Here is a 17,399-nt window from a genome sequence, read left to right as displayed (position 1 = left end):
CGTCACTTCCGCTTTGGCTCAAGGGGGTTGGAGCAACGTTGAACGGCTTCAGGGAAGACAGTCCGTCCGGCAGATCGGGGGCGCGGCGATGCTGATCCGCCTCACCGGTCTGGTGGCGATCGAGCACGAGGACGGGTGCCCGCAGCACCTGTCCAGCGCCCAGGCCCAGGTGGCGTTCGCCCGCCTGGTACTGGAGCGCTCCAGCGGCACCAGCCGCGACCAGCTGGCCGACACCGTCTGGCCCGACGGGCTGCCCGACACCTGGGCCTCGGCGCTGCGCAGCGTGGTGAGCCGGGTGCGGGCCTTCGTCACCGACCCCGGCCAGGGCCCCGGCGCCACCCCGCTGATCTCCCAGGGCGGGCGCTACGTCCTGCGGCTGCCCGCGGACGCGGCGGTGGACCTGGAGGCCGCCGCCTCGGCCGTCGGCGAGGCCGGCGAGGCGCTGGCGGCGGGCGGCCACGCGGTCGCCCAGCAGCTGGCCGCCGGCGCGCTGGCCAACCTGCGCGGGGCGTTCCTGCCCGACCACGAGGGCGAATGGGCCCAGGGCGTGCGCGAACACGTGGAGGAACTGCGCATGGGCGCCCTGGAGACCGCGAGCCTGGCGGCCTCCGCGCTCGGCGAGGAGCACCACGCGCTGCGCTGGGCCGACGAGGCGGTGCGCCGCGCCCCGTTCCGCGAGAGCGCCTACCGCTGCCGCATGGCGGCCCTGGCCGCCTCCGGCAACCGCGCCGAGGCGCTGCGCTGCTACCAGCAGCTGCGCCAGGTGCTGGCCGAGGAACTGGGCATCGACCCGGCCGCCGAGACCCAGGAGCTCTACCTCGCCCTGCTGCGCACCCCCACCCCCGCGCCGCCCGCCCCGGCGGCGGTACGGGCGGTGGACCCGGTGCTGATGGGCATCTTCGAACCGCTGGCCCTCACCCGCCTGCCCCGCCCGGTGCCCACCCCGGTCCGCGCGGCCTGACCCGCGCCCCCGGCCCGCCGTCCCCGCGCCCCCGCCCGCCGGGGGGCGCGGGGACGGCGGGGTGCGGGCGGGGCGTCCGCCGGTACCGCGCACCGCCGTACGGCGCGCACCCGCCCCGTACGGCGCGCGGTGCCCGGGGCGCAACCACCCGCCCGGCCCGCCCCGCCGGGCACACCCGGCCACGCCCCCTCACCCCTCTCCCCCGCGCCACCGCCGGCCTGGCGTCCGTCCGCTGTCGGCCCCGCCGGCACCGGCCCGCGCACCGCGCCCGCCCGGCCTGCCGGGGGCGCGGGGTGCGGGTGGGGCGCCCTCCGGTACCGCGCCCGCCCCGCCACGGGCACGCCCTTCCCCGCGCCACCGCCCGCCCGGCCCGCCGGGCACACCCGGCCACGCCCCCTCACCCCTCTCCCCCGCGCCACCGCCGGCCTGGCGTCCGTCCGCTGTCGGCCCCGCCGGCACCGGCCCCGCGGGCGGCCCCGCCGGCCCTTCCCGGGCCTTCCCGGTCCCCGGACGTGTTGCGGGGGTGTTGCGGTGGGCGTGGCAGATGGGCTGGGCGTAGTAGCGTCTGGGCGTGAAGTCGCGCGCACGGCGCGGCTTTTGACCGTGGGACGGACGGGGGTCGAGCGTTGGGAAGGGGTGGTGGGTGTGGGACGGGCACGCGTCGTGGCGCGGATGATCGTGCACCCTGGTGTGGAGGACGTGAGTGTCCAGCAGGTGCTGGAGGCGCTCTCTGATCCGGCCCGCAGGTCGGTGGTGCGCACATTGGCGCACTCGCCGGCCGATCTCAGTTGCGGCTCCTTCGACCTGCCGGTCGGGCGTTCGACCTCCAGCCACCACTTCAGCGTGCTGCGCGAGGCGGGGCTGCTGCGCCAGTACTACGTGGGCACGACCAAGATGAACACGCTGCGCGCCGAGGAGCTGGAGCGCCGCTTCCCGGGCCTGCTGTCGGCGGTGGTGGCCGCCGCCGACGCGGAGGCCCTGGACACCGCGCCCTCGTGACGACGGCTCAGCCGCCCGCGCTGTCGTCCGCGGCTTCGTCCGCGTCGTCGTCCACGGTGACGACGATCTTGCCGGTCTGGGTGCCGGCCTCCAGGTAGCGGTGGGCCTCGGCGACGGTGTCCAGGCCCGCGAAGACGCGGTCGACGGCGGGGGTGAAGGTGCCGTCGGCCAGGCCCGCGGTGACGAAGGCGCGGGCGCGGCGCAGCCGTTCGTCGTCGCGGGTCACCTCGTGCATCGAGTAGAAGCGGCTGGTGACGGGGGCGAAGGTGTCCTGGCCGGGCAGGGGGGTGTCGCGCGGGTCCAGGCGGCCGTAGACGATCAGGCGTCCGCCGGGGGCGATGGTGCGGGCGAGGGTGAGGACGCCGGGTCCGGCGACGGGGTCGAAGACGGTGCGTACGCCGCGCCCGCCGGTGGCGTCGTGGACGCGGGCGAGGAGGTCCTCCTCGCCGGTGACGATCACCTCGGCGGCGCCGGCGTCCAGCAGGGCGGGCGCCTTGGCGCGGGTGCGGGTGGTGGCGACGGGCACCGCGCCCAGGCGCCGGGCGGTGCGGATCGCGGCGAGTCCGACCCCGGAGGCGGCGGCGGTGAGCAGCACGTGGTCGCCGGGGCGCAGGTGGCCGTCCTCGGCGAGGGCGCCGTAGGCGGTGAGGTAGGACATCCACACGGCGGCGCCCTGGACGGGGGTGAGGCCGCGGGGGCGGTGGACGGTGGCGCGGGCGGGCACGAGGACGTGGGTGCCGTAGACGCCGTAGTCGTTGAGGTCGAAGGCGGGCACGGTGTCCACGTGGTCGCCGGCGGCGAAGCCGGTGACGCCCTCGCCGACGGCCTCCACGGTGCCGGAGGCCTCGTAGCCGAGGGTGGCGGGGAGTTCGGGCTCCTCGAGGTAGGTGCCGGCGCGGAAGAGCGCCTCGGCGCGGTTGAGGCCGATGGCGGCGACGCGCAGGCGCAGTTCGCCGGGCCCGGGTTCGGGCAGGGGGGTGTCGCGGACGGTCAGGACCTCCGGTCCCCCGGTGGTCTCGAAGACGACGGTCCTGGGCATGGCGCGGCTCCCCTGCTCGGTGCTCGGTACGCGTGCTCGGTGCTCGGTGCTCGGTGGCGTGCTCGGCGTGCGGCACGCGGTGCCGGTGTGCGGGCGGCGGTGCGGTCGCGTTCCCAGCCAAGCGGGCCGGGCCCGCCCTGTCAAACTTCGACGGCCATCGGAATAGTGGTCTTCGGACGCCGGTTGCACGGGAGTTGACCCCTCGTCACCGCCCCGGGCCCCGCCCCGTTGCCCCGCCCCGTTGCCCCGCCCCGTTGCCCCGGCCCGTTGCCCCGGCCCGTTGCCCCGCCCCGTTGCCCCGCCCCGTCGCCCCGGCCCGGGCGGGCGCCGGGGCGGCGCGTAGGCTCTCGTTCCATGATCGGAGACGACGGCCGCCCGGACGACGACCAGGGCTGGGAGGCCACCCTGCGCTGGGCCCGCGGCGCGCTCGCCCCCGGTGAGCGGATCACCGCGGTGACGGCGCTCAAGGGCGGCTGGACCTCGCGGATGCGCCGCCTGGAGGTGACGCGCCCCGGCGGCGCGGACCCGTACGCGCTGGTGCTGCGCTCCTTCGTCAAGCCGTTCTACCGCCGCCACGCCCCGGCCATGCTGGCCCGCGAGGCCGGCGTGCTGCGCCTGCTGGAGGCCGGCGCCGTCCCGGCCGCGCGGCTGCGCGCGCTCGACGAGCACGGCGCGGCCTGCGACCACCCGTCGCTGGTGATGACCCACCTGCCCGGCGGCGTGCGCCTGGCCGAGGACGGCGACACGTCCCGACGCGCGGACCTGCTGGCCGCCCAGCTCGCCGCCGTCCACGCCCTGGAGGTCGGCGAGCAGGAGCGCCCGCGCGCCTGGCAGGCGTGGACGGCCCCCGACCTGGTGCGCGTGCCCGAGCACACCGCGCGCCCCGGCCTGTGGGCGCGGGCGGTGGAGGCGATCGACCGGCAGGCGCCCGCGCACCGCCCGTGCTTCCTGCACCGCGACTTCCACCCCGGCAACGTGCTGTTCACCGGCGCCGGCGACACCCTCGCGGTCAGCGGGGTCGTCGACTGGGTGGAGACCTCCTGGGGCCCGGCCGACCTGGACGTCGCCCACTGCTCCACCGCCCTGGCCCTGCTCCACGGCCCCGCCGCCGGCCTCGCCTTCGCCGACCGCTACCGGGCGGCCGGCGGCGCCGCGCTCGCCGAGGACGGCGAGCACCTCTACTGGCGGCTGCTGGACGCCCTCGCCTACGCCCCCGACGCGCAGAAGGTCGCCGTCCCCTGGCGCGAACTGGGCCGCACCGACCTGACCCCGGCCCTGCTGACCACCCGCCTGGAGGACTACCTGCAGGCCCTGTTCGACCGCTACGCCTGAGCGCCGGCCCGCCCTGACCCGACCCGGCCCACCCCGCCTCGCCTCGCCGAAGTCCCCGGCCCGCTCCGCCAATTCGCTCGACCCGGCCACGTCCGCGAGGAGACCCTACGGGCATGGAGTTCTTCTGCTACCACCGCGACCGGCCCGACTCCCTGGCACTGCGCCGTGAACTGCTGGAGGAGCACTGGTCCTACATGGACCGGTACGCGAAGGAGATGACCGCCCGGGGCCCGACCCTCACCGGCCACGGCGGCGCCCCCACCGGCAGCGTGCACATCCTCGACCTGCCCGATCCCGCCGCCGCCCGCGCGTTCGCCTTCGACGAACCCGGCTACCAGGCCGGCGTCTACCGGGACGTGCTGCTGCGACGGTGGCACAACCTGCTGGGGCGCACCATGTGGGACTTCCCCGGCGGCCCAAGCGGCGGCAACCGCTACCTCGTGCTGGGCCTGGGCACCGGACAGGCCGCCGACCTCGCCGTGCCGCCCGGCACGGGCGACCTCATCGCCTACGGGCCGCTGCTGTCCGACGACGGCACCGCCTGGCTCGGTACGGCCGCGCTGCTGCGCGCGCCGGACCCGGACACGGCGGGAGCCGTCCTGACCCGGGACCGGTACGCCACCGTCGAGGTGCACGACTGGCAGTTCGGCGGCCGGCCGTCCTGACCCGCGCCGCGTGCCGCGCCGCGTGCAGCGGGGCGGTCCCGGGCGGCGGGACGAGGCAGCCGTGCGCCGCCTCCCGCGTGAAACGGCCGCCCGGCCCCCGCGGACCCCTGCCCGGCCGGCAGGGGGCCCGCGGGGGCCGGGCGGCCCCGGTCCTACGTCAGGTGGCGGGCGAAGAAGCGGTCCCCGTCCTCCACTTCGAACCACGGGGTGCCGGTGTGCCCGCCCGTGTTGGCGTGCAGTGTCTTCTCCGTGCTGGCGAAGGCGTCGAACAGGTCCAGGGCGCGCCCGCGGGGGTTGCCCTCGTCGTCCCACTGCAGCAGGAACAGCAGCGGGACGCCGACCTGCCGGGCCCGCTCGCGCTGGGCGCGGGGCACGTAGCCCCCGGCGAAGAAGCCGGCGGCCGCGATGCGCGGCTCGGTCGCCGCCAGCTCGATGCCGACGGCCGTCCACCCGGAGTAGCCGACCGGGCCGGCGATCCCGGGCAGGGCGAGGAGGGCGTCCAGGACGGTCCGCCATTCCGGGGCCGCCCGGTCGACCAGCGGGCCGATGAACGACTCGAGGATCTCCTCCGTCTCGGCGGCCGGCCGGCCCTCCCCCATCGCCCGGCGCAGCTCGGCGCGGGAGCGGTCGTCGGCGGCGCAGCGGGGCCGGTCGCCGTGCCCGGGGGCGTCGATGGCGGCCACCGCGTAGCCGTGGGCGGCGCAGTACCGGGCCCGGGCCACCAGTCGGGGCTCTCGCCTGTGCAGGCCGCCGTTGTGGGCCGTCAGGATCAGCGGCAGGGGTGCGGCGGATTCGGGCGTCCACAGGGTGCCGGGGATCTCGCCGAGGGTGAACTCGCGGGCGAGGACGCCGTCGTCGAGGCGCTGCTCGGAGGTGAAGCGCATGGTCGTGCCTTTCGGGAGTGCGCGTGATCGGCGCTCCCGGACGACCTATCGCCCGGCCGTGACCCCGTGGGGGAGCACCCGTGTCTGTATCGCGTTCACGGGTACCACCTCCTCGTTCTCTCGCACGGCCTCCGGCACCGTAGCAGCGGCCGCCACGGTCCGCCAACAGGTTTTCCGGCGCGCGCCCCGCCCCCGCGAACACCCCCTCGCGGCCGCCCCGGAACGCCCCTCGCCGCTGCCCCGGAACGCCCCTCGCCGTACGGGAAGCGGGGCCCGCCGGGTCTCGCGTACGGCGCGCGCCGAAGCTGCGGGTAGGGTCCGGGCATGCTCCTGTGGATCAACGGGCCGTTCGGCGGCGGCAAGACCCAGACCGCGCACGAGCTCCTGCGGCGGCTGCCCGGCAGCGTCCTGTGCGACCCCGAACACGTCGGGTTCGGGCTGCACCGCATGACCCCGCCCGCCCTGCGCGGGGACTTCCAGGACCTCCCGGCCTGGCGCCAGGGCGTCTACGAGGTCCTGGACCTGGCCCTCACCGGGCACGCGGGCCCGGTGATCGTGCCGATGACGGTCGTGGAAGCGCCGTACTTCCGCGAGACCGTCGGCCGGCTGCGCGAACGCGGCCACGACGTACGGCACTTCACCCTGCTCGCCACCCGGGAAACGGTGCTGCGGCGCCTGCGCGAACGCGGCTTCGGACACGCCGTCCGCCTGGTCGCCGGCAAGGACGCCCCGCTGCGCCGGGAGAGCTTCGCCCTCTCCCGGCTCGACCTGTGCCTGGAACGCCTGCGCGAGGAGGAGTTCGCCCAGCACGTGTGGACCGACCGTCTCACCGTCGCGCAGGTCGCCGACCACATCGCCGCCGCCTGCGCCCTGACCCTCGCCCCGAACACCGACGGCCCGCTGCGCGGCCGGCTGCGCCGGGCCTGGACCGGCGCCCGCCACATCCGCTTCGACTGACCCCCGCCCCCGGCCCCCCTGTGACCGGGCCCAGGGCCCAGGGCCCGGGGCCCGGGGCCGGTCACAGGTCCAGCCGCAGGTCCTCCTCGGCGGCCAGGACCTCGCCCCCGTAGGCGCGGCGGGCCTCGGCCAGCGCCAGGGCGCGGTCGGTGCCGGGCCAGAAGTGGGTGAGCAGCAGGCGGGCGGCGCCGGCGCGGCGGGCCCAGTGGCCGGCCTGGGCGGCGCTGAGCAGGTGCGGGTCCCGGGGGGCGGTGCCGCACACGGTGGCGCCGGCGATGAACAGGTCGGCGCGGTCGGCGAGTTCGGCCAGGGCCGGGCCGGGGCCCGCGTCGCCGCTGTAGGCGAGGGCCAGGCCCGGGGCGCTGAGCCGCACCCCCGCGTGGGGCACGTGGTGCGGCAGGCCGGCGGTGTCCAGGCGCAGCGGGCCCAGGCGGTGGGTGGCGGGGGCGGCGGGCAGGGGGTGGACGTCGAAGACGTCGTGGAGGTCTTCGGTGGGTTCCATCGCCTGGACGCGTTCGACGACGCCCGCCGGGCAGTACAGGGGCAGGCGCGGCGGGCGCGGGGCGGCGAAGTAGCGGGCCCGGCACAGGGCGCTGAGGTCGGCGCAGTGGTCGGGGTGGGCGTGGGTGATGACGACGGCGTCCAGGCCGAGGGCGCCGGTGTGGTGGAGCAGGCGGGGGAAGGTGGCGTAGCCGAGGTCGAGGGCGAGGCGGTAGCCGTCGTGTTCGAGGAGGAAGCCGCTGGCGGCGCGGCCCGCTTCGGGGTAGGCGGCACTGGTTCCGAGCACTGTCAGTCGGCGCACCGGGTGATGCTCTCACGGAGGGGGAAGGGGGGTGAATCCTTTCTGGGCCGGGCCGCCTCCTATGGACGGGCCCCGCGCGGGCCCCGCGCGGGCCCGGTGGTGGGACGTTGTGGTGGGAGGTCGTCGTGGTGGTCGGTGTCGGTGTGGCCCTGGGCGCGGTGCTGGTGTGCGCCCGCGTGTCCGTGCTTCGGCGCCCGCGGGGCGGCGGGCGTGGCCGAGGACGGCGGGTGGCCCGGTGCGGACGTGGTCGCCGCGGCGCAGCGCGGTGACGCGCGGGCGCTGACCGGGCTGGTCACGGCCTCGCACCCGCATGTGCGGCGTTTCGCCCACTCGTTGTGCGCGAGCCGGGAGGACGCCGGGGACGCGGCGCAGGAGGCGCTGACCGTGCTGTACCGGCGGGTGGGCATGCTGCGGGCTTCCACGGCGCTGGCGTCGTGGCTGTTTCGCATCGTGCGCAACGAGTGCCTGCGCGGCGCCCGTTCGGTGCTGCGCCCGCACCCGGCGGGGCCCGGGGACGGCGGCGCCACGGGCGATGGGGACGGGGGTTTGGGCGGGGGTGCGGGCGGGGCGGCGGGTCTGGCGTCGGCGGAGGAGGAGGTGCTGCGGCGTCTGGAGGCGCGGCGGATCGCCGAGGCGCTCGCGGCGCTGCCGCCCGACCAGCGCCGTGTGCTGGTCCTGCGCGACGTGCGGGGCCGCAGCGGACGGGCGGTCGCCGAGGAACTGGGCATCGGGCAGGCCGCGATGAAGTCCCGGCTGCACCGCGCCCGCGCCGCCCTGGGGCACAGCCTGAGCACCGCCCCGGCCGGGGCCGGGGTGCCGGCCGGGGTGCCGGTCGCGGCGGGCGGGCGGGTGCGGTGAACGGGGACGGCGCTGCGGGCGGCGAGGACCGGCGAGGACCGGCGAGGACCGGCGAGGACCGGCGAGGACCGGCGACGGCGCGGGCGTACCCTCTCCGGCCCGTCACCCGGCGCGCGGCGCGGCCGGGTTCGGCGTGACGGTGTGGTGACTTTCGAGATCGGCATCGGCTGGAACAGCCCGCTGCCGAGGCGCACCGACGTCACGGTCCTCGACTGAGCACCGCGCCGGGACGTAGCCGGTGACGGCCGGCGCCACCCGCCCCGCGCCGGCCCCGGGCCCACCCCCCAGGGCCGCCGCGGGGCGCCACCGTTCGCTTCCGCGCGGGCCGGAGCGCGGGCGGGTCAGGGGCGTACGGAGTCAGCGGTGCGCGGAGTCAGGAGCGCGGGGCGCCGGTGCGTACGACGGCGTCCAGGGCCGGCGCGATGACGGCGAAGGACCGGTCGGTCAGAGCGGCGGCGTCCACCACCCCGCCGCCCCCGCCCCCGTCGCCGTGGCCGCCGTTCCCGTCCCCGTCGCCGTCGGCGCCGCTCCAGCGCTGCAGCACCGCGTGGAAGGCCGCCAGGGCCATGTCCGCGGCCAGCTGCGGGTAGAGCTCGGCCGCGGGGTCCAGGCCGAGGCGGGCGGCGAGTTCGGCGGCGAGCGCGTCGCGCCACTGCGCCTGGCGTTCCAGGAAGCGGGCGAGCAGGGCGGGGGTGGTCAGGATCAGCCGCACGACGCGGCGGGCGCGTTCCTCGTGGCCGGCGCAGGCGGCGACCGAGCACCAGACGGCGTGCCGCAGGGCCACCGAGGGCGGTTCGGCCGCGGGGCGGGCGGCCAGTTCCTCGCGCATGGCGGCGCCCAGCCCGGCCAGGAACCGGACGACCACGTCCTCCTTGGAGGCGAAGTAGCGGAAGAAGGTCCGCTTGGACACGCCCGCGGCCGCCGCGATCTCGTCGACGGTGACGGCCTCGAAGCCCCCGTCCGCCAGGAGTTCCAGGGCCGCCCGGGTCAGCTCGTCGGCGACGAGCTGGCGCTTGCGCTGGGCCAGGGTGGCGGCGGGGGTGGTCACCGGGCCATCCTAGCCCCGCGCCATTCATGTCACGACACGCCAGTCTTGACACTTGGTGACATCGAGGGCAGCGTGAGCCACATGACTCGCAGTCACATGACCCGCAGCGACTGGACCACCGACCGCATCCCGGACCAGAAGGGCCGGGTGTTCGTCGTCACCGGGGCCACCGGCGGACTCGGCCTCGCCACCGCCCACGCCCTCGCCGCCAAAGGCGCCCGCCTCGTCCTGGCCGTGCGCGACGAGACCCGGGGACGCCACGCCGCCGACCTCCTGAGCGCCCGCCACCCCGATGCCCCGCCACCGGCCGTACGCCCCCTGGACCTGGCCGACGGCGCCTCCGTGCGCGCGTTCGCCGCCCGCCTGCGCGAGCACGGCCCGCGCCCCGACGTCCTGGTCAACAACGCCGGCGTCCTCGCGCCCCCGCGCACCCTCACCCCGCACGGCCACGAACTCCAGCTCGCCGCCAACCACCTCGGCCACTTCGCCCTCACCGCCCTCCTCCTGGACCTCCTCGCCGACGGCGACGACCCCCGGGTGGTCACCGTCACCTCCGCCAACCACCGCCGCGCCCGCATCCACTTCGACGACCCCGCCGGCGCCCGCTCCTACTCCCCGATGGACCGCTACAACCAGTCCAAACTCGCCGGCGCCCTCTTCGGCCACGAACTCCACCGCCGCCTGACCCTGGCCGCCAGCCCCGTGCGCAGCGTCCTGGCCCACCCCGGCTACGCCGCCACCGGCCTGCAGCACGCCACCCCCGTCCCCGCGGTGCGGCTGCTGTTCGGCCGCCTCCTGCGCCCCCTGGCCCAGAGCCCCGAACGCGGCGCGCTGCCCCAGCTGTACGCGGCCACCGACCCGCGGGCCCTGGGCGGAGCGCTGTACGGCCCCGGCGGCCCCGGCGAACTGCGCGGCGCCCCCACCCGCGTCCCCCTCGCCCCGCGCGCCACCGACCCGGCCACCGCCCGGCGCCTGTGGGACCTGTCGGAAGACCTGACCGGCGTGCGCTTCACCCTCCCCCACCCCCACGAAGACCCCGACACCCGCCCGGCCCCGGCCCGCCCCCGCCAGCCCTGACACCCCCACACCGGCGGGAACGGGCACGAGAAGCCGGACCCGCCGACTTCCAGCTCCGCGCCGACCCCAGGCCCACGCGGATCCCGGCCCGTGCCCGGCCGAACCGGCCAGAGCCGCACGAGAAGCCGGACAGGCCGACCTCCGGCGCCGCGCCGGACCCGGACCCGGACCCGGACCCGGACCGAACTCCGGCACGGGCCGGGCCGCACCGGCGGGAACGGCACGAGAAGTCGGACCCGCCGACTTCCAGCTCCGCGCCGACCCCAGGCCCACGCGGATCCCGGCCCGTGCCCGGCCGAACCGGCCAGAGCCGCACGAGAAGCCGGACAGGCCGACCTCCGGCGCCGCGCCGACCCAGGACCGGCTCGGGGTCCGGGCACGAGACGTCGGACGGGCCGACTTCCGGTGCCGGGCCGGTGTCCTGTTCGCGATGCCTTCGACGCCGCCTTCGACGAACCCCGACCGGTCCGGGCCGTCGTCCGGCCGGTCTGGACCATGGCCAGGACGGTGGTCCGCCGGTCCGTAGCCGATCTTCCAGTCGGCACGGACCCCGCAGAATCCGTCCGTCACGCACCGAAGGCCCACGGCGCCGGCCCCGGCGGGAAAACCGGGTGCGGGCCCCGGGCCGGGGCTGCTACGACAGCCGTATGGACGATCTTGTGACGGAACGCCTCATCCTGTGCCCGCTCGACCCCGCGCTGGCCCGGCGCATCACGGCGAACGCCCCGCAGGCGGGCGACCGGTGGGAGGCCGGCTACCCGTCAGGAGCCGACGTGGCCGGTGCCCGCCGCTTCCTGGAGGTGTGCGGGCAGGACGGCGGGACGGGCCCGTTCGGCGCGTACGAGATCCGCCGGCGCTGCGACGGGCACGCGATCGGCGGGGCGGGCTTCCACGGCCCGGCCGATCCGCAGGGCGGCGTGAGCGTCGGGTACGGCCTGGTGCCCGCCGCGCGCGGCCACGGCTACGCCTCGGAGGCCCTGCGCGCCCTGCTCTCCCTGGCCCGCGAGCTCGGCGCCACCCGGGTACGCGGCGACACCGACCTCGCCAACACCGCCTCCCGCCACGTCATGGCGGCCTGCGGCATGCGCCCGGCCGGCCAGGACGAACGCCTCGCGTACTACGAGACCGTCTGGGACCACGGCACCACCACACCCTGACCCGCCGCCACCCCGGCCCGGGGCCTGCGCCGGGCACCGCCCGCACCGGCCCCGGGCGAGGCGCAGGTCCGCGTCCGGCGAACGAACAGACCTGCCTGCAGTGCCAGCGACAGCCGTTGCGGGCCGGTGACACACCGCCCGGGCGACCACCCTCGGCCGGAGGATCCCCACCGGCGGGCACCCGGGCAGCGGCCCCGCCGGGCCCGGACCGGTCACCAGTCGCGGCCCGGACGGGACGCGGACCGGGCCGGACACGGCGACTTCCCTCGGACTTCGGCCCGGGCCCGGCCGGGGAAGCGCCGACCCGTAGCGGACGCCAGCCCGCCGTTCCCGGGACACAGGACCGCGGCCCGGCTGCCCGACACCGGCAGCAGGTCGCGCCGTCACATCCCGCCCGTGGGCGGGCCCGCGGCGCCGCCGCGGGCCCGGACCGTACCCGGGCAGGCCTCGATGCGGGAGGCGACGCCGTCGGCAGACCCGCCCGCACGCCGCACCCCGTCGGGCGCGCGGGCCGGACACCGGGGACCCGTGCCTGCGGGGCGGGCCGCACGCCCCCGGCGGTCTCCCGGCGCAGGACCTCCCGCCGGGCACGGGGCGTCGCCGAGCGGCCCGACCGGCGTTCCCACCCGGTGCGCGCCACCCACGACGGACCACCCGCCCACCTCGTCGCCCTCGCCCTCGCCCTCGCCCTCGCCCTCGCCCTCGCCCTCGCCCACAGCTACGGCTCCACCACCGCCGGCCCGGGCGCCCGGATGAACGGCGGCACCGGCCCCGGCACCGTCCCCGGCCCCGGCCCCGGCCCCGGCAAAGCCTGCGACCCGCACATCGGCCCCGCACACGTCTGGGCCGGCGACGCCGAGAACGCCCCCGTCAGCCACCTGCCCGCCAAGAGCCGCGTCGCCACCGACCTCACCCCGGGCCCCCTCCTCGGCGACCCCCTCCACCAGACCTCCGGCCCCGGCGACGAGACCTGGTTCGACCAGGACCCCACCGGCGGGGAATCCGGCGCCAGCCGCTTCGCCGTCGCCGACGCCAAACCCCTGCCCTTCGACTCCCGCTCCGGCGACATGAACACCCCCGACCCGCACTCCCCCACCGGAGGGTCCGTCAACAACATCGGCCGGATCGCCGCCGGCCACCACGACCACGTCACCCGCCAGAACCACCGCCGACCAGCACAGACCACCCCCACCCCCGGCAGGCCGTCCAGGCCCTCGACGCCCTCCTCTACGAAGCTATGTCCGCCGTCCCCCGGCTGCGCCACCGCCGCGCCACCGCCACCCGCGAGCGCCACCTCACCACCAACGCCGCCCGGGCCCGCCGTCTTCGCCCGTACCCCGGCCGGCCACCACGTCGCCCTCCTGCCCCGCGCCGCCGGCACCACCGCCTTCCAGGCCACCCCCGCCCCCGAACCCGCCCCGAACCCGCCCTGCCCAACGGCACCCCCGACATCCCGGCCACCCGCCACGACCCCATCCGGTCCGCCTGACACCCCGCCCCGCCGGGCGGCACGCGGCCGGCGTGCGGCCGGTGTCCAGCCCGTGGCCGGCCGAGGGACGCGCCACCGGCGGGCAGTAGGATCAGCGGCGTTGCACACCCGTACACACACCGCTGCTAGGAGGCTTTTCATGGCTCAGGTCACGCTGAAGGGGAACCCGGTCGAGATCGGCGGCGCGCTGCCCGCCGCCGGCAGCCAGGCCCCCGCGTTCACGCTGGTCGGCGCCGGCCTCGCGGACGCCTCCCTCAAGGACTACGCGGGCACCCGCAAGGTCCTCAACATCTTCCCCAGCATCGACACCCCCACCTGCGCCACGTCGGTGCGCACCTTCAACGCCCAGGCCGGCGCGCTGGAGAACACCGTCGTGCTGTGCATCTCCGCCGACCTGCCGTTCGCGCAGGCCCGCTTCTGCGGCGCCGAGGGCCTGGACAACGTCAAGACCCTCTCCACCCTGCGCGGCCGCGACTTCCACGACAGCTACGGCGTCGCCATCAACTCCGGCCCGCTGGCCGGCCTGACCGCCCGCGCCGTGGTCGTCCTGGACGAGAACGACACCGTCCTGCACACCGAACTCGTCGCCGAGATCGCCGACGAGCCGAACTACGACGCCGCGCTCGCCGTCCTCGCCTGACCCACCCCGCGCACCCGCGCGCCGCACCGCGCGCACCCCGACGGCGGCCCCGCCCCGGCCCGCACCCCGCCCCTCCCGGCAGGCACGCGGCACCGGCGGCCGGGGCCGCCGCCCGCATCCCGGCCCCGCACCCCCGCCACCAGGACCCGGCCCCCGCCCCGCGAGCAGCCCGGCGATGGTTTCGTCGGGTCATACGGAGTCCAGGCACGGAGTCCGTGAGGGCGATCAGCAAGCCGTCACGGTCCGTGCGTGTCTGCGACCGGGACTCACGCGGACCCTCCCGGTTCCCGCACGAACGGGGGCGCTACCTTGCCACCATGTGCATCTCGACCAGTGAGGCCGCGTTCTCCGGCACGATCGTGTACTGCGGTCGGCAGCACCACCCCGTGCACGGCCTCATCCATGTCCTGGGCTACCAGAACACCGCCGTCAACCTCGCGAGCGGCCCGAACGCGCTGCTGCTGCACCTGCCCACCGAGCGGCTCACCCCCGGGCACTTCCTCTCCGCCGGACGCGGCGCCGACGTCCTGGAGCGCATGGTCGACGCCGTTCGCCCCATCGCCGTCGCGGTTGACGAGATCGCGTGGATGAGCGCGCAGCCCCAGGCCGTCCAGGTCTTCGAGCACGACGTCTACACGGTGCTCCTGGCCGACGACCCCACCGCGATCCCCGCCGCCCTGCGGCAGGTGCCGGCCCACCGGCGCCCGTCCCTCGACCCGGACCTCCTGCGCTTCTACGCCGACCACTTCCCCGACCACACCGTCGCCGTCTGCTGCTTCGACAACGCCGACGCGCAACGGGCCCAACCCCTGCTGCTGTGGTACCCGCCCCTCGACCCCGACCAGCTGACCGTGCCGGCGCTGGACAGCCACACCGGAGCGGCACCGGATCTCGACGCCCTCGTGCCCGTGGACCACTGGGTCCTGCTGTCCAGCGACGAGGCCCCCTGCGGCTGGGGCGAGAGCGTCGACTACCCCGAGGGCATGCGCCACAGCCTGCGCTCCTTCCTCCCCACCACCGTCATGGGCCAGTACTACGGCGGCGGAGAAGCCATGCCCAACGCAGACTTCACCATCAGCCACCTCGACCTGCTCGCCGGCGACCTCGACCGCATCGAGCGCCGCCGGCCGGCCCGCCGCTGATCCGCAGCGTGGCGGCGCTACCGGTCCGCGAGCCGACACCCGGTCACCGTGGCCGCCGGCCGGCCGCGGTCAGTCACCAGGAGCCGCTCGCGCGGCAGCGGTGGCCCCGCCCCGCCGGACATGCCGCGCCCGAGCGCCCTCAGGCCTTCGACCGGGCCGGACGGCCAGTCGGTGCCCATGCCGTGGACGACGGCGTCAAGACCGGGGGGCGGTCCGCGGCGAAGCCGGCCGGCCCGTCCGTCCGTCCGTCCGTCCGTCCGTCCGCGCGGACGGTGCGGGCAGGCCGAGGACACGGGCGAGGGCGGCGAGGCCCGCGCGCTCCGGCACCGCCCGGGGACGTGACACCGGCGAAGGCGACACCGGCGCCGGTCACCGGCGGCGGCCGAACGCGACGGCGGCGCCGCCGCGCCGGTGTGCCCGGCCGGGCGCCCGGCACCGCGCCCTGATCCGCCACAGTCCGCAGGACAGGACCCGACGGCCCCGCCCCACCGCGCCCCGGGCGCAGCAGAATCGAGGGGCCTGCGGTGCCGGGTGTCCGCGCCGGCGAGTTTCTGGCCCCACCGAAACGGTTTCGCCCGGCCCGTTTCCGGGTCGTGCGGGTGAGGGTGCGGGGCGGTGCCGGGACGGACCGGGCCGACGTGGCCCCGCCCCTGGCCGACGCCGTCGGGCGGCCTACGGCTTCGGCGCCGCGGCCGGTGCGGGCAGGCCGAGGACACGGGCGAGGGCGGCGAGGCCCGCACGCTCCGGCACCGCCCGGGGACGTGACACCGGCGAAGGCGACACCGGCGCCGGTCACCGGCGGCGGCCGAACGGGACGGCGTCGCCGCCGCGGTGCTCGCAGTCCCCGGCGCCGGCGCGGCGCGCCGATCGCGGCGCCGTCGCGACGGTGGGCCCGGCCGGGCGCCCGGCACCGCGCCCTGATCCGCCACAGTCCGCAGGACAGGGCCCGACTGCCCCGCCCCACCGCGCCCCGGGCGCAGCGGGAGCACGGAACTGCGGGATTGCGGTGCTGCGGGACGCGGGCGCCCCGGTGGGACCGGCCCTGCGAGGCAGCGGGCCGGGCCCGCACTCCCGCCGGCCCCTGGCCCCCCGGTGGCGCCCGGGTGTCCGCGCCGGCGAGTTTCTGGCCCCACCGAAACGGTTTCGCCCGGCCCGTTTCCGGGTCGTGCGGGTGAGGGTGCGGGGCGGTGCCGAGACGGACCGGGCCGACGTGGCCCCGCCCCTGGCCGACGCCGTCGGGCGGCCTACGGCTTCGGCGCCGCGGCCGGTGCGGGCAGGCCGAGGACGCGGGCGAGGGCGGCGGTGACCGGACCGGCGTGCTCGGGTATCCGCCGGCGGGCCCAGGCGGTGGCCAGCGCGAGGAAGTCGGTCAGGTCGCGCTCGGCGCCGGCGAGCAGGTGGCGCAGCCCGGTCACGGGCAGCTCGATCACCGGGCTGCCGCTGTGCTCGGCGTTGACGGTGAGCCGGACGGTGTCGCCGAAACGCTCGGCGACCGGTGACACGGGCTCGTGGCCGAACCCGAGCAGGCCGCCGCCGTCGGCGAACACGTGCCAGTCGCGCCAGTCCTCCAGCCCGTCGCAGCAGCCGGGCAGGAAGGCGACCCCCGTCGCGTGGTCGGTGACGCGCAGGCCGCCGGCCGCGTAGAGGTGGTCGAAGGTCAGCAGTCCGTACAGGAAGGACTGGAGCGGGTCGGCCGGCCGTGGCGGCCGGTCCCCGTCGGGGTCGATGTCGTTGCAGGCGGTGATGCGCATCACCGCCGTCCCGACCTCGGCGGGTGAGAGTGCGCCGTTCAGGGGCAGGAAGGCGAACGGCTCGGCCCCGGCGATAGGCCAGAGGTCGAAGTCCTCGGGGGTGTTGATCTCCAGGACGGGCTGCATCACGATCACCCGGCGCAGTGTTCCGCACCCTTGCCCGTACCGCCTCTGGATGACGCCGGGCATCCGGCCTCTTGCGACACCTGACCGGGAGGAGGGCCGGACACCTTCGGGCTCTCGCGTGACGACGAGGCCTGGAACTCACCCCGTCCTCCCGGGGCCGAGGACCACCGTCCTGGACAGCCGGGGCTCCCAGGGCGCCCGGGGCTCCCGCGGCGCCGTGACACCCCAGCCGCGAGGCGCTGCCCCGCCTCCCGTGCCCGGCGGGCCCGGGCGTCCTGACGGCCCGTCCCCGCCGCGGCGCTGCGTCCCCAGGCCTCGGGCGCCTGCCGCGGGCCCGGGCGTCCTGACGACCCGTCCCCGGCCGCGGTGGCCGCGGCCGCGTCCGCGGCCGGCGCCGCCGGGCGTCGGGTCAGCTGGTCGCGGTCGATGCGGACCATGTCGGCGAGCGCGTGGGCGTCGCCCTTGTCGCTCT

The 17,399-nt window shown here is 77.4% G+C and carries 16 protein-coding genes; 11 read left to right on the top strand and 5 right to left on the bottom strand.

Translation table 11 applies throughout. The annotated features are described in order from the left end of the window. Window positions 1-88 precede the first annotated feature (88 nt). Window positions 89-961 carry an AfsR/SARP family transcriptional regulator gene (locus IE332_RS36665; RefSeq protein ID WP_189925299.1) on the top strand — a complete coding sequence of 291 codons (873 nt, stop codon included), beginning with the start codon at window positions 89-91 and terminating at the stop codon, window positions 959-961. Between the two features lie 699 nt (window positions 962-1,660). Next, a complete protein-coding gene (locus IE332_RS36660) occupies window positions 1,661-1,960 on the top strand; it encodes an ArsR/SmtB family transcription factor (protein WP_373313941.1) in 300 nt (99 codons plus the stop codon). A 7-nt stretch (window positions 1,961-1,967) separates the two neighbouring features. Here IE332_RS36660 and IE332_RS36655 read toward each other — a convergent pair whose 3' ends face one another. Continuing rightward, window positions 1,968-2,999, bottom strand: coding sequence for a zinc-dependent alcohol dehydrogenase family protein (locus IE332_RS36655; RefSeq protein ID WP_189925297.1), 1,032 nt, complete (start codon window positions 2,997-2,999; stop codon window positions 1,968-1,970). A 354-nt stretch (window positions 3,000-3,353) separates the two neighbouring features. Here IE332_RS36655 and IE332_RS36650 point away from each other — a divergent pair, with 354 nt between their 5' ends. Both IE332_RS36650 and IE332_RS36645 read left to right on the top strand, forming a co-directional pair. Then, window positions 3,354-4,331 (top strand): phosphotransferase family protein, encoded by a 978-nt coding sequence (locus IE332_RS36650; RefSeq protein ID WP_189925295.1) that lies wholly within the window; start codon window positions 3,354-3,356, stop codon window positions 4,329-4,331. Window positions 4,332-4,444: 113 nt separating this feature from the next. Then, window positions 4,445-4,996 carry a YciI family protein gene (locus tag IE332_RS36645; protein WP_189925293.1) on the top strand — a complete coding sequence of 184 codons (552 nt, stop codon included), beginning with the start codon at window positions 4,445-4,447 and terminating at the stop codon, window positions 4,994-4,996. A 152-nt stretch (window positions 4,997-5,148) separates the two neighbouring features. On the opposite strand, the gene IE332_RS36640 is transcribed toward IE332_RS36645, so the two are convergent. Beyond that, the gene (locus tag IE332_RS36640) at window positions 5,149-5,880 is read right to left on the bottom strand and encodes a dienelactone hydrolase family protein (RefSeq protein WP_189925291.1); all 732 of its coding nucleotides are present in this window, start codon (window positions 5,878-5,880) and stop codon (window positions 5,149-5,151) included. 324 nt (window positions 5,881-6,204) lie between these two features. Here IE332_RS36640 and IE332_RS36635 point away from each other — a divergent pair, with 324 nt between their 5' ends. Continuing rightward, complete coding sequence (locus IE332_RS36635; protein WP_189925289.1) at window positions 6,205-6,837, top strand: AAA family ATPase; 633 nt, start codon at window positions 6,205-6,207, stop codon at window positions 6,835-6,837. 61 nt (window positions 6,838-6,898) lie between these two features. On the opposite strand, the gene IE332_RS36630 is transcribed toward IE332_RS36635, so the two are convergent. Further along, window positions 6,899-7,639 carry an MBL fold metallo-hydrolase gene (locus tag IE332_RS36630; RefSeq protein ID WP_189925287.1) on the bottom strand — a complete coding sequence of 247 codons (741 nt, stop codon included), beginning with the start codon at window positions 7,637-7,639 and terminating at the stop codon, window positions 6,899-6,901. Between the two features lie 210 nt (window positions 7,640-7,849). Between IE332_RS36630 and IE332_RS36625 the strand changes: the two genes are divergently transcribed. After that, window positions 7,850-8,497: an RNA polymerase sigma factor gene (locus tag IE332_RS36625; protein ID WP_229929202.1), complete on the top strand. Its 648-nt coding sequence runs from the start codon at window positions 7,850-7,852 to the stop codon at window positions 8,495-8,497. A gap of 373 nt (window positions 8,498-8,870) precedes the next feature. Here IE332_RS36625 and IE332_RS36620 read toward each other — a convergent pair whose 3' ends face one another. Beyond that, entirely contained in the window at window positions 8,871-9,545 is a 675-nt protein-coding gene (locus IE332_RS36620; RefSeq protein ID WP_189925283.1) for a TetR family transcriptional regulator, read from the bottom strand. A gap of 96 nt (window positions 9,546-9,641) precedes the next feature. Here IE332_RS36620 and IE332_RS36615 point away from each other — a divergent pair, with 96 nt between their 5' ends. The 5 genes from IE332_RS36615 to IE332_RS36595 all read left to right on the top strand — a co-directional run bounded on the left by IE332_RS36615 (window position 9,642) and on the right by IE332_RS36595 (window position 15,050). Next, window positions 9,642-10,622: an oxidoreductase gene (locus tag IE332_RS36615; protein ID WP_189925378.1), complete on the top strand. Its 981-nt coding sequence runs from the start codon at window positions 9,642-9,644 to the stop codon at window positions 10,620-10,622. A 647-nt stretch (window positions 10,623-11,269) separates the two neighbouring features. Next, the gene (locus tag IE332_RS36610) at window positions 11,270-11,779 is read left to right on the top strand and encodes a GNAT family N-acetyltransferase (protein WP_189925281.1); all 510 of its coding nucleotides are present in this window, start codon (window positions 11,270-11,272) and stop codon (window positions 11,777-11,779) included. 1,237 nt (window positions 11,780-13,016) lie between these two features. Next, window positions 13,017-13,268: a hypothetical protein gene (locus IE332_RS36605; RefSeq protein WP_189925279.1), complete on the top strand. Its 252-nt coding sequence runs from the start codon at window positions 13,017-13,019 to the stop codon at window positions 13,266-13,268. Window positions 13,269-13,407: 139 nt separating this feature from the next. Further along, window positions 13,408-13,908: a thiol peroxidase gene (gene tpx, locus IE332_RS36600; RefSeq protein WP_189925276.1), complete on the top strand. Its 501-nt coding sequence runs from the start codon at window positions 13,408-13,410 to the stop codon at window positions 13,906-13,908. Window positions 13,909-14,225: 317 nt separating this feature from the next. Then, window positions 14,226-15,050, top strand: coding sequence for a hypothetical protein (locus IE332_RS36595; protein ID WP_189925274.1), 825 nt, complete (start codon window positions 14,226-14,228; stop codon window positions 15,048-15,050). 1,244 nt (window positions 15,051-16,294) lie between these two features. On the opposite strand, the gene IE332_RS36590 is transcribed toward IE332_RS36595, so the two are convergent. Beyond that, window positions 16,295-16,927, bottom strand: coding sequence for a hypothetical protein (locus IE332_RS36590; RefSeq protein ID WP_308437656.1), 633 nt, complete (start codon window positions 16,925-16,927; stop codon window positions 16,295-16,297). Between the last annotated feature and the right edge of the window lie 472 nt (window positions 16,928-17,399).

This window comes from Kitasatospora xanthocidica (genome assembly GCF_014656195.1).
GTDB classification, from domain to species: Bacteria; Actinomycetota; Actinomycetes; order Streptomycetales; family Streptomycetaceae; genus Kitasatospora; species Kitasatospora xanthocidica.
This window is presented reverse-complemented; position numbering and strand designations above follow the sequence as displayed.

Excerpts from the sequence above, each read along its gene's own strand:
- IE332_RS36665 (WP_189925299.1), top strand. The coding sequence starts at position 89 with ATGCTGATCCGCCTCACCGGTCTGGTGGCGATCGAGCACGAGGACGGG.
- IE332_RS36655 (WP_189925297.1), bottom strand. The coding sequence starts at position 2,999 with ATGCCCAGGACCGTCGTCTTCGAGACCACCGGGGGACCGGAGGTCCTG.
- IE332_RS36650 (WP_189925295.1), top strand. The coding sequence starts at position 3,354 with ATGATCGGAGACGACGGCCGCCCGGACGACGACCAGGGCTGGGAGGCC.
- IE332_RS36645 (WP_189925293.1), top strand. The coding sequence starts at position 4,445 with ATGGAGTTCTTCTGCTACCACCGCGACCGGCCCGACTCCCTGGCACTG.
- IE332_RS36640 (WP_189925291.1), bottom strand. The coding sequence starts at position 5,880 with ATGCGCTTCACCTCCGAGCAGCGCCTCGACGACGGCGTCCTCGCCCGC.
- IE332_RS36635 (WP_189925289.1), top strand. The coding sequence starts at position 6,205 with ATGCTCCTGTGGATCAACGGGCCGTTCGGCGGCGGCAAGACCCAGACC.
- IE332_RS36615 (WP_189925378.1), top strand. The coding sequence starts at position 9,642 with ATGACCCGCAGCGACTGGACCACCGACCGCATCCCGGACCAGAAGGGC.
- IE332_RS36610 (WP_189925281.1), top strand. The coding sequence starts at position 11,270 with ATGGACGATCTTGTGACGGAACGCCTCATCCTGTGCCCGCTCGACCCC.
- IE332_RS36605 (WP_189925279.1), top strand. The coding sequence starts at position 13,017 with ATGTCCGCCGTCCCCCGGCTGCGCCACCGCCGCGCCACCGCCACCCGC.
- tpx (WP_189925276.1), top strand. The coding sequence starts at position 13,408 with ATGGCTCAGGTCACGCTGAAGGGGAACCCGGTCGAGATCGGCGGCGCG.
- IE332_RS36595 (WP_189925274.1), top strand. The coding sequence starts at position 14,226 with ATGTGCATCTCGACCAGTGAGGCCGCGTTCTCCGGCACGATCGTGTAC.
- IE332_RS36590 (WP_308437656.1), bottom strand. The coding sequence starts at position 16,927 with ATGCAGCCCGTCCTGGAGATCAACACCCCCGAGGACTTCGACCTCTGG.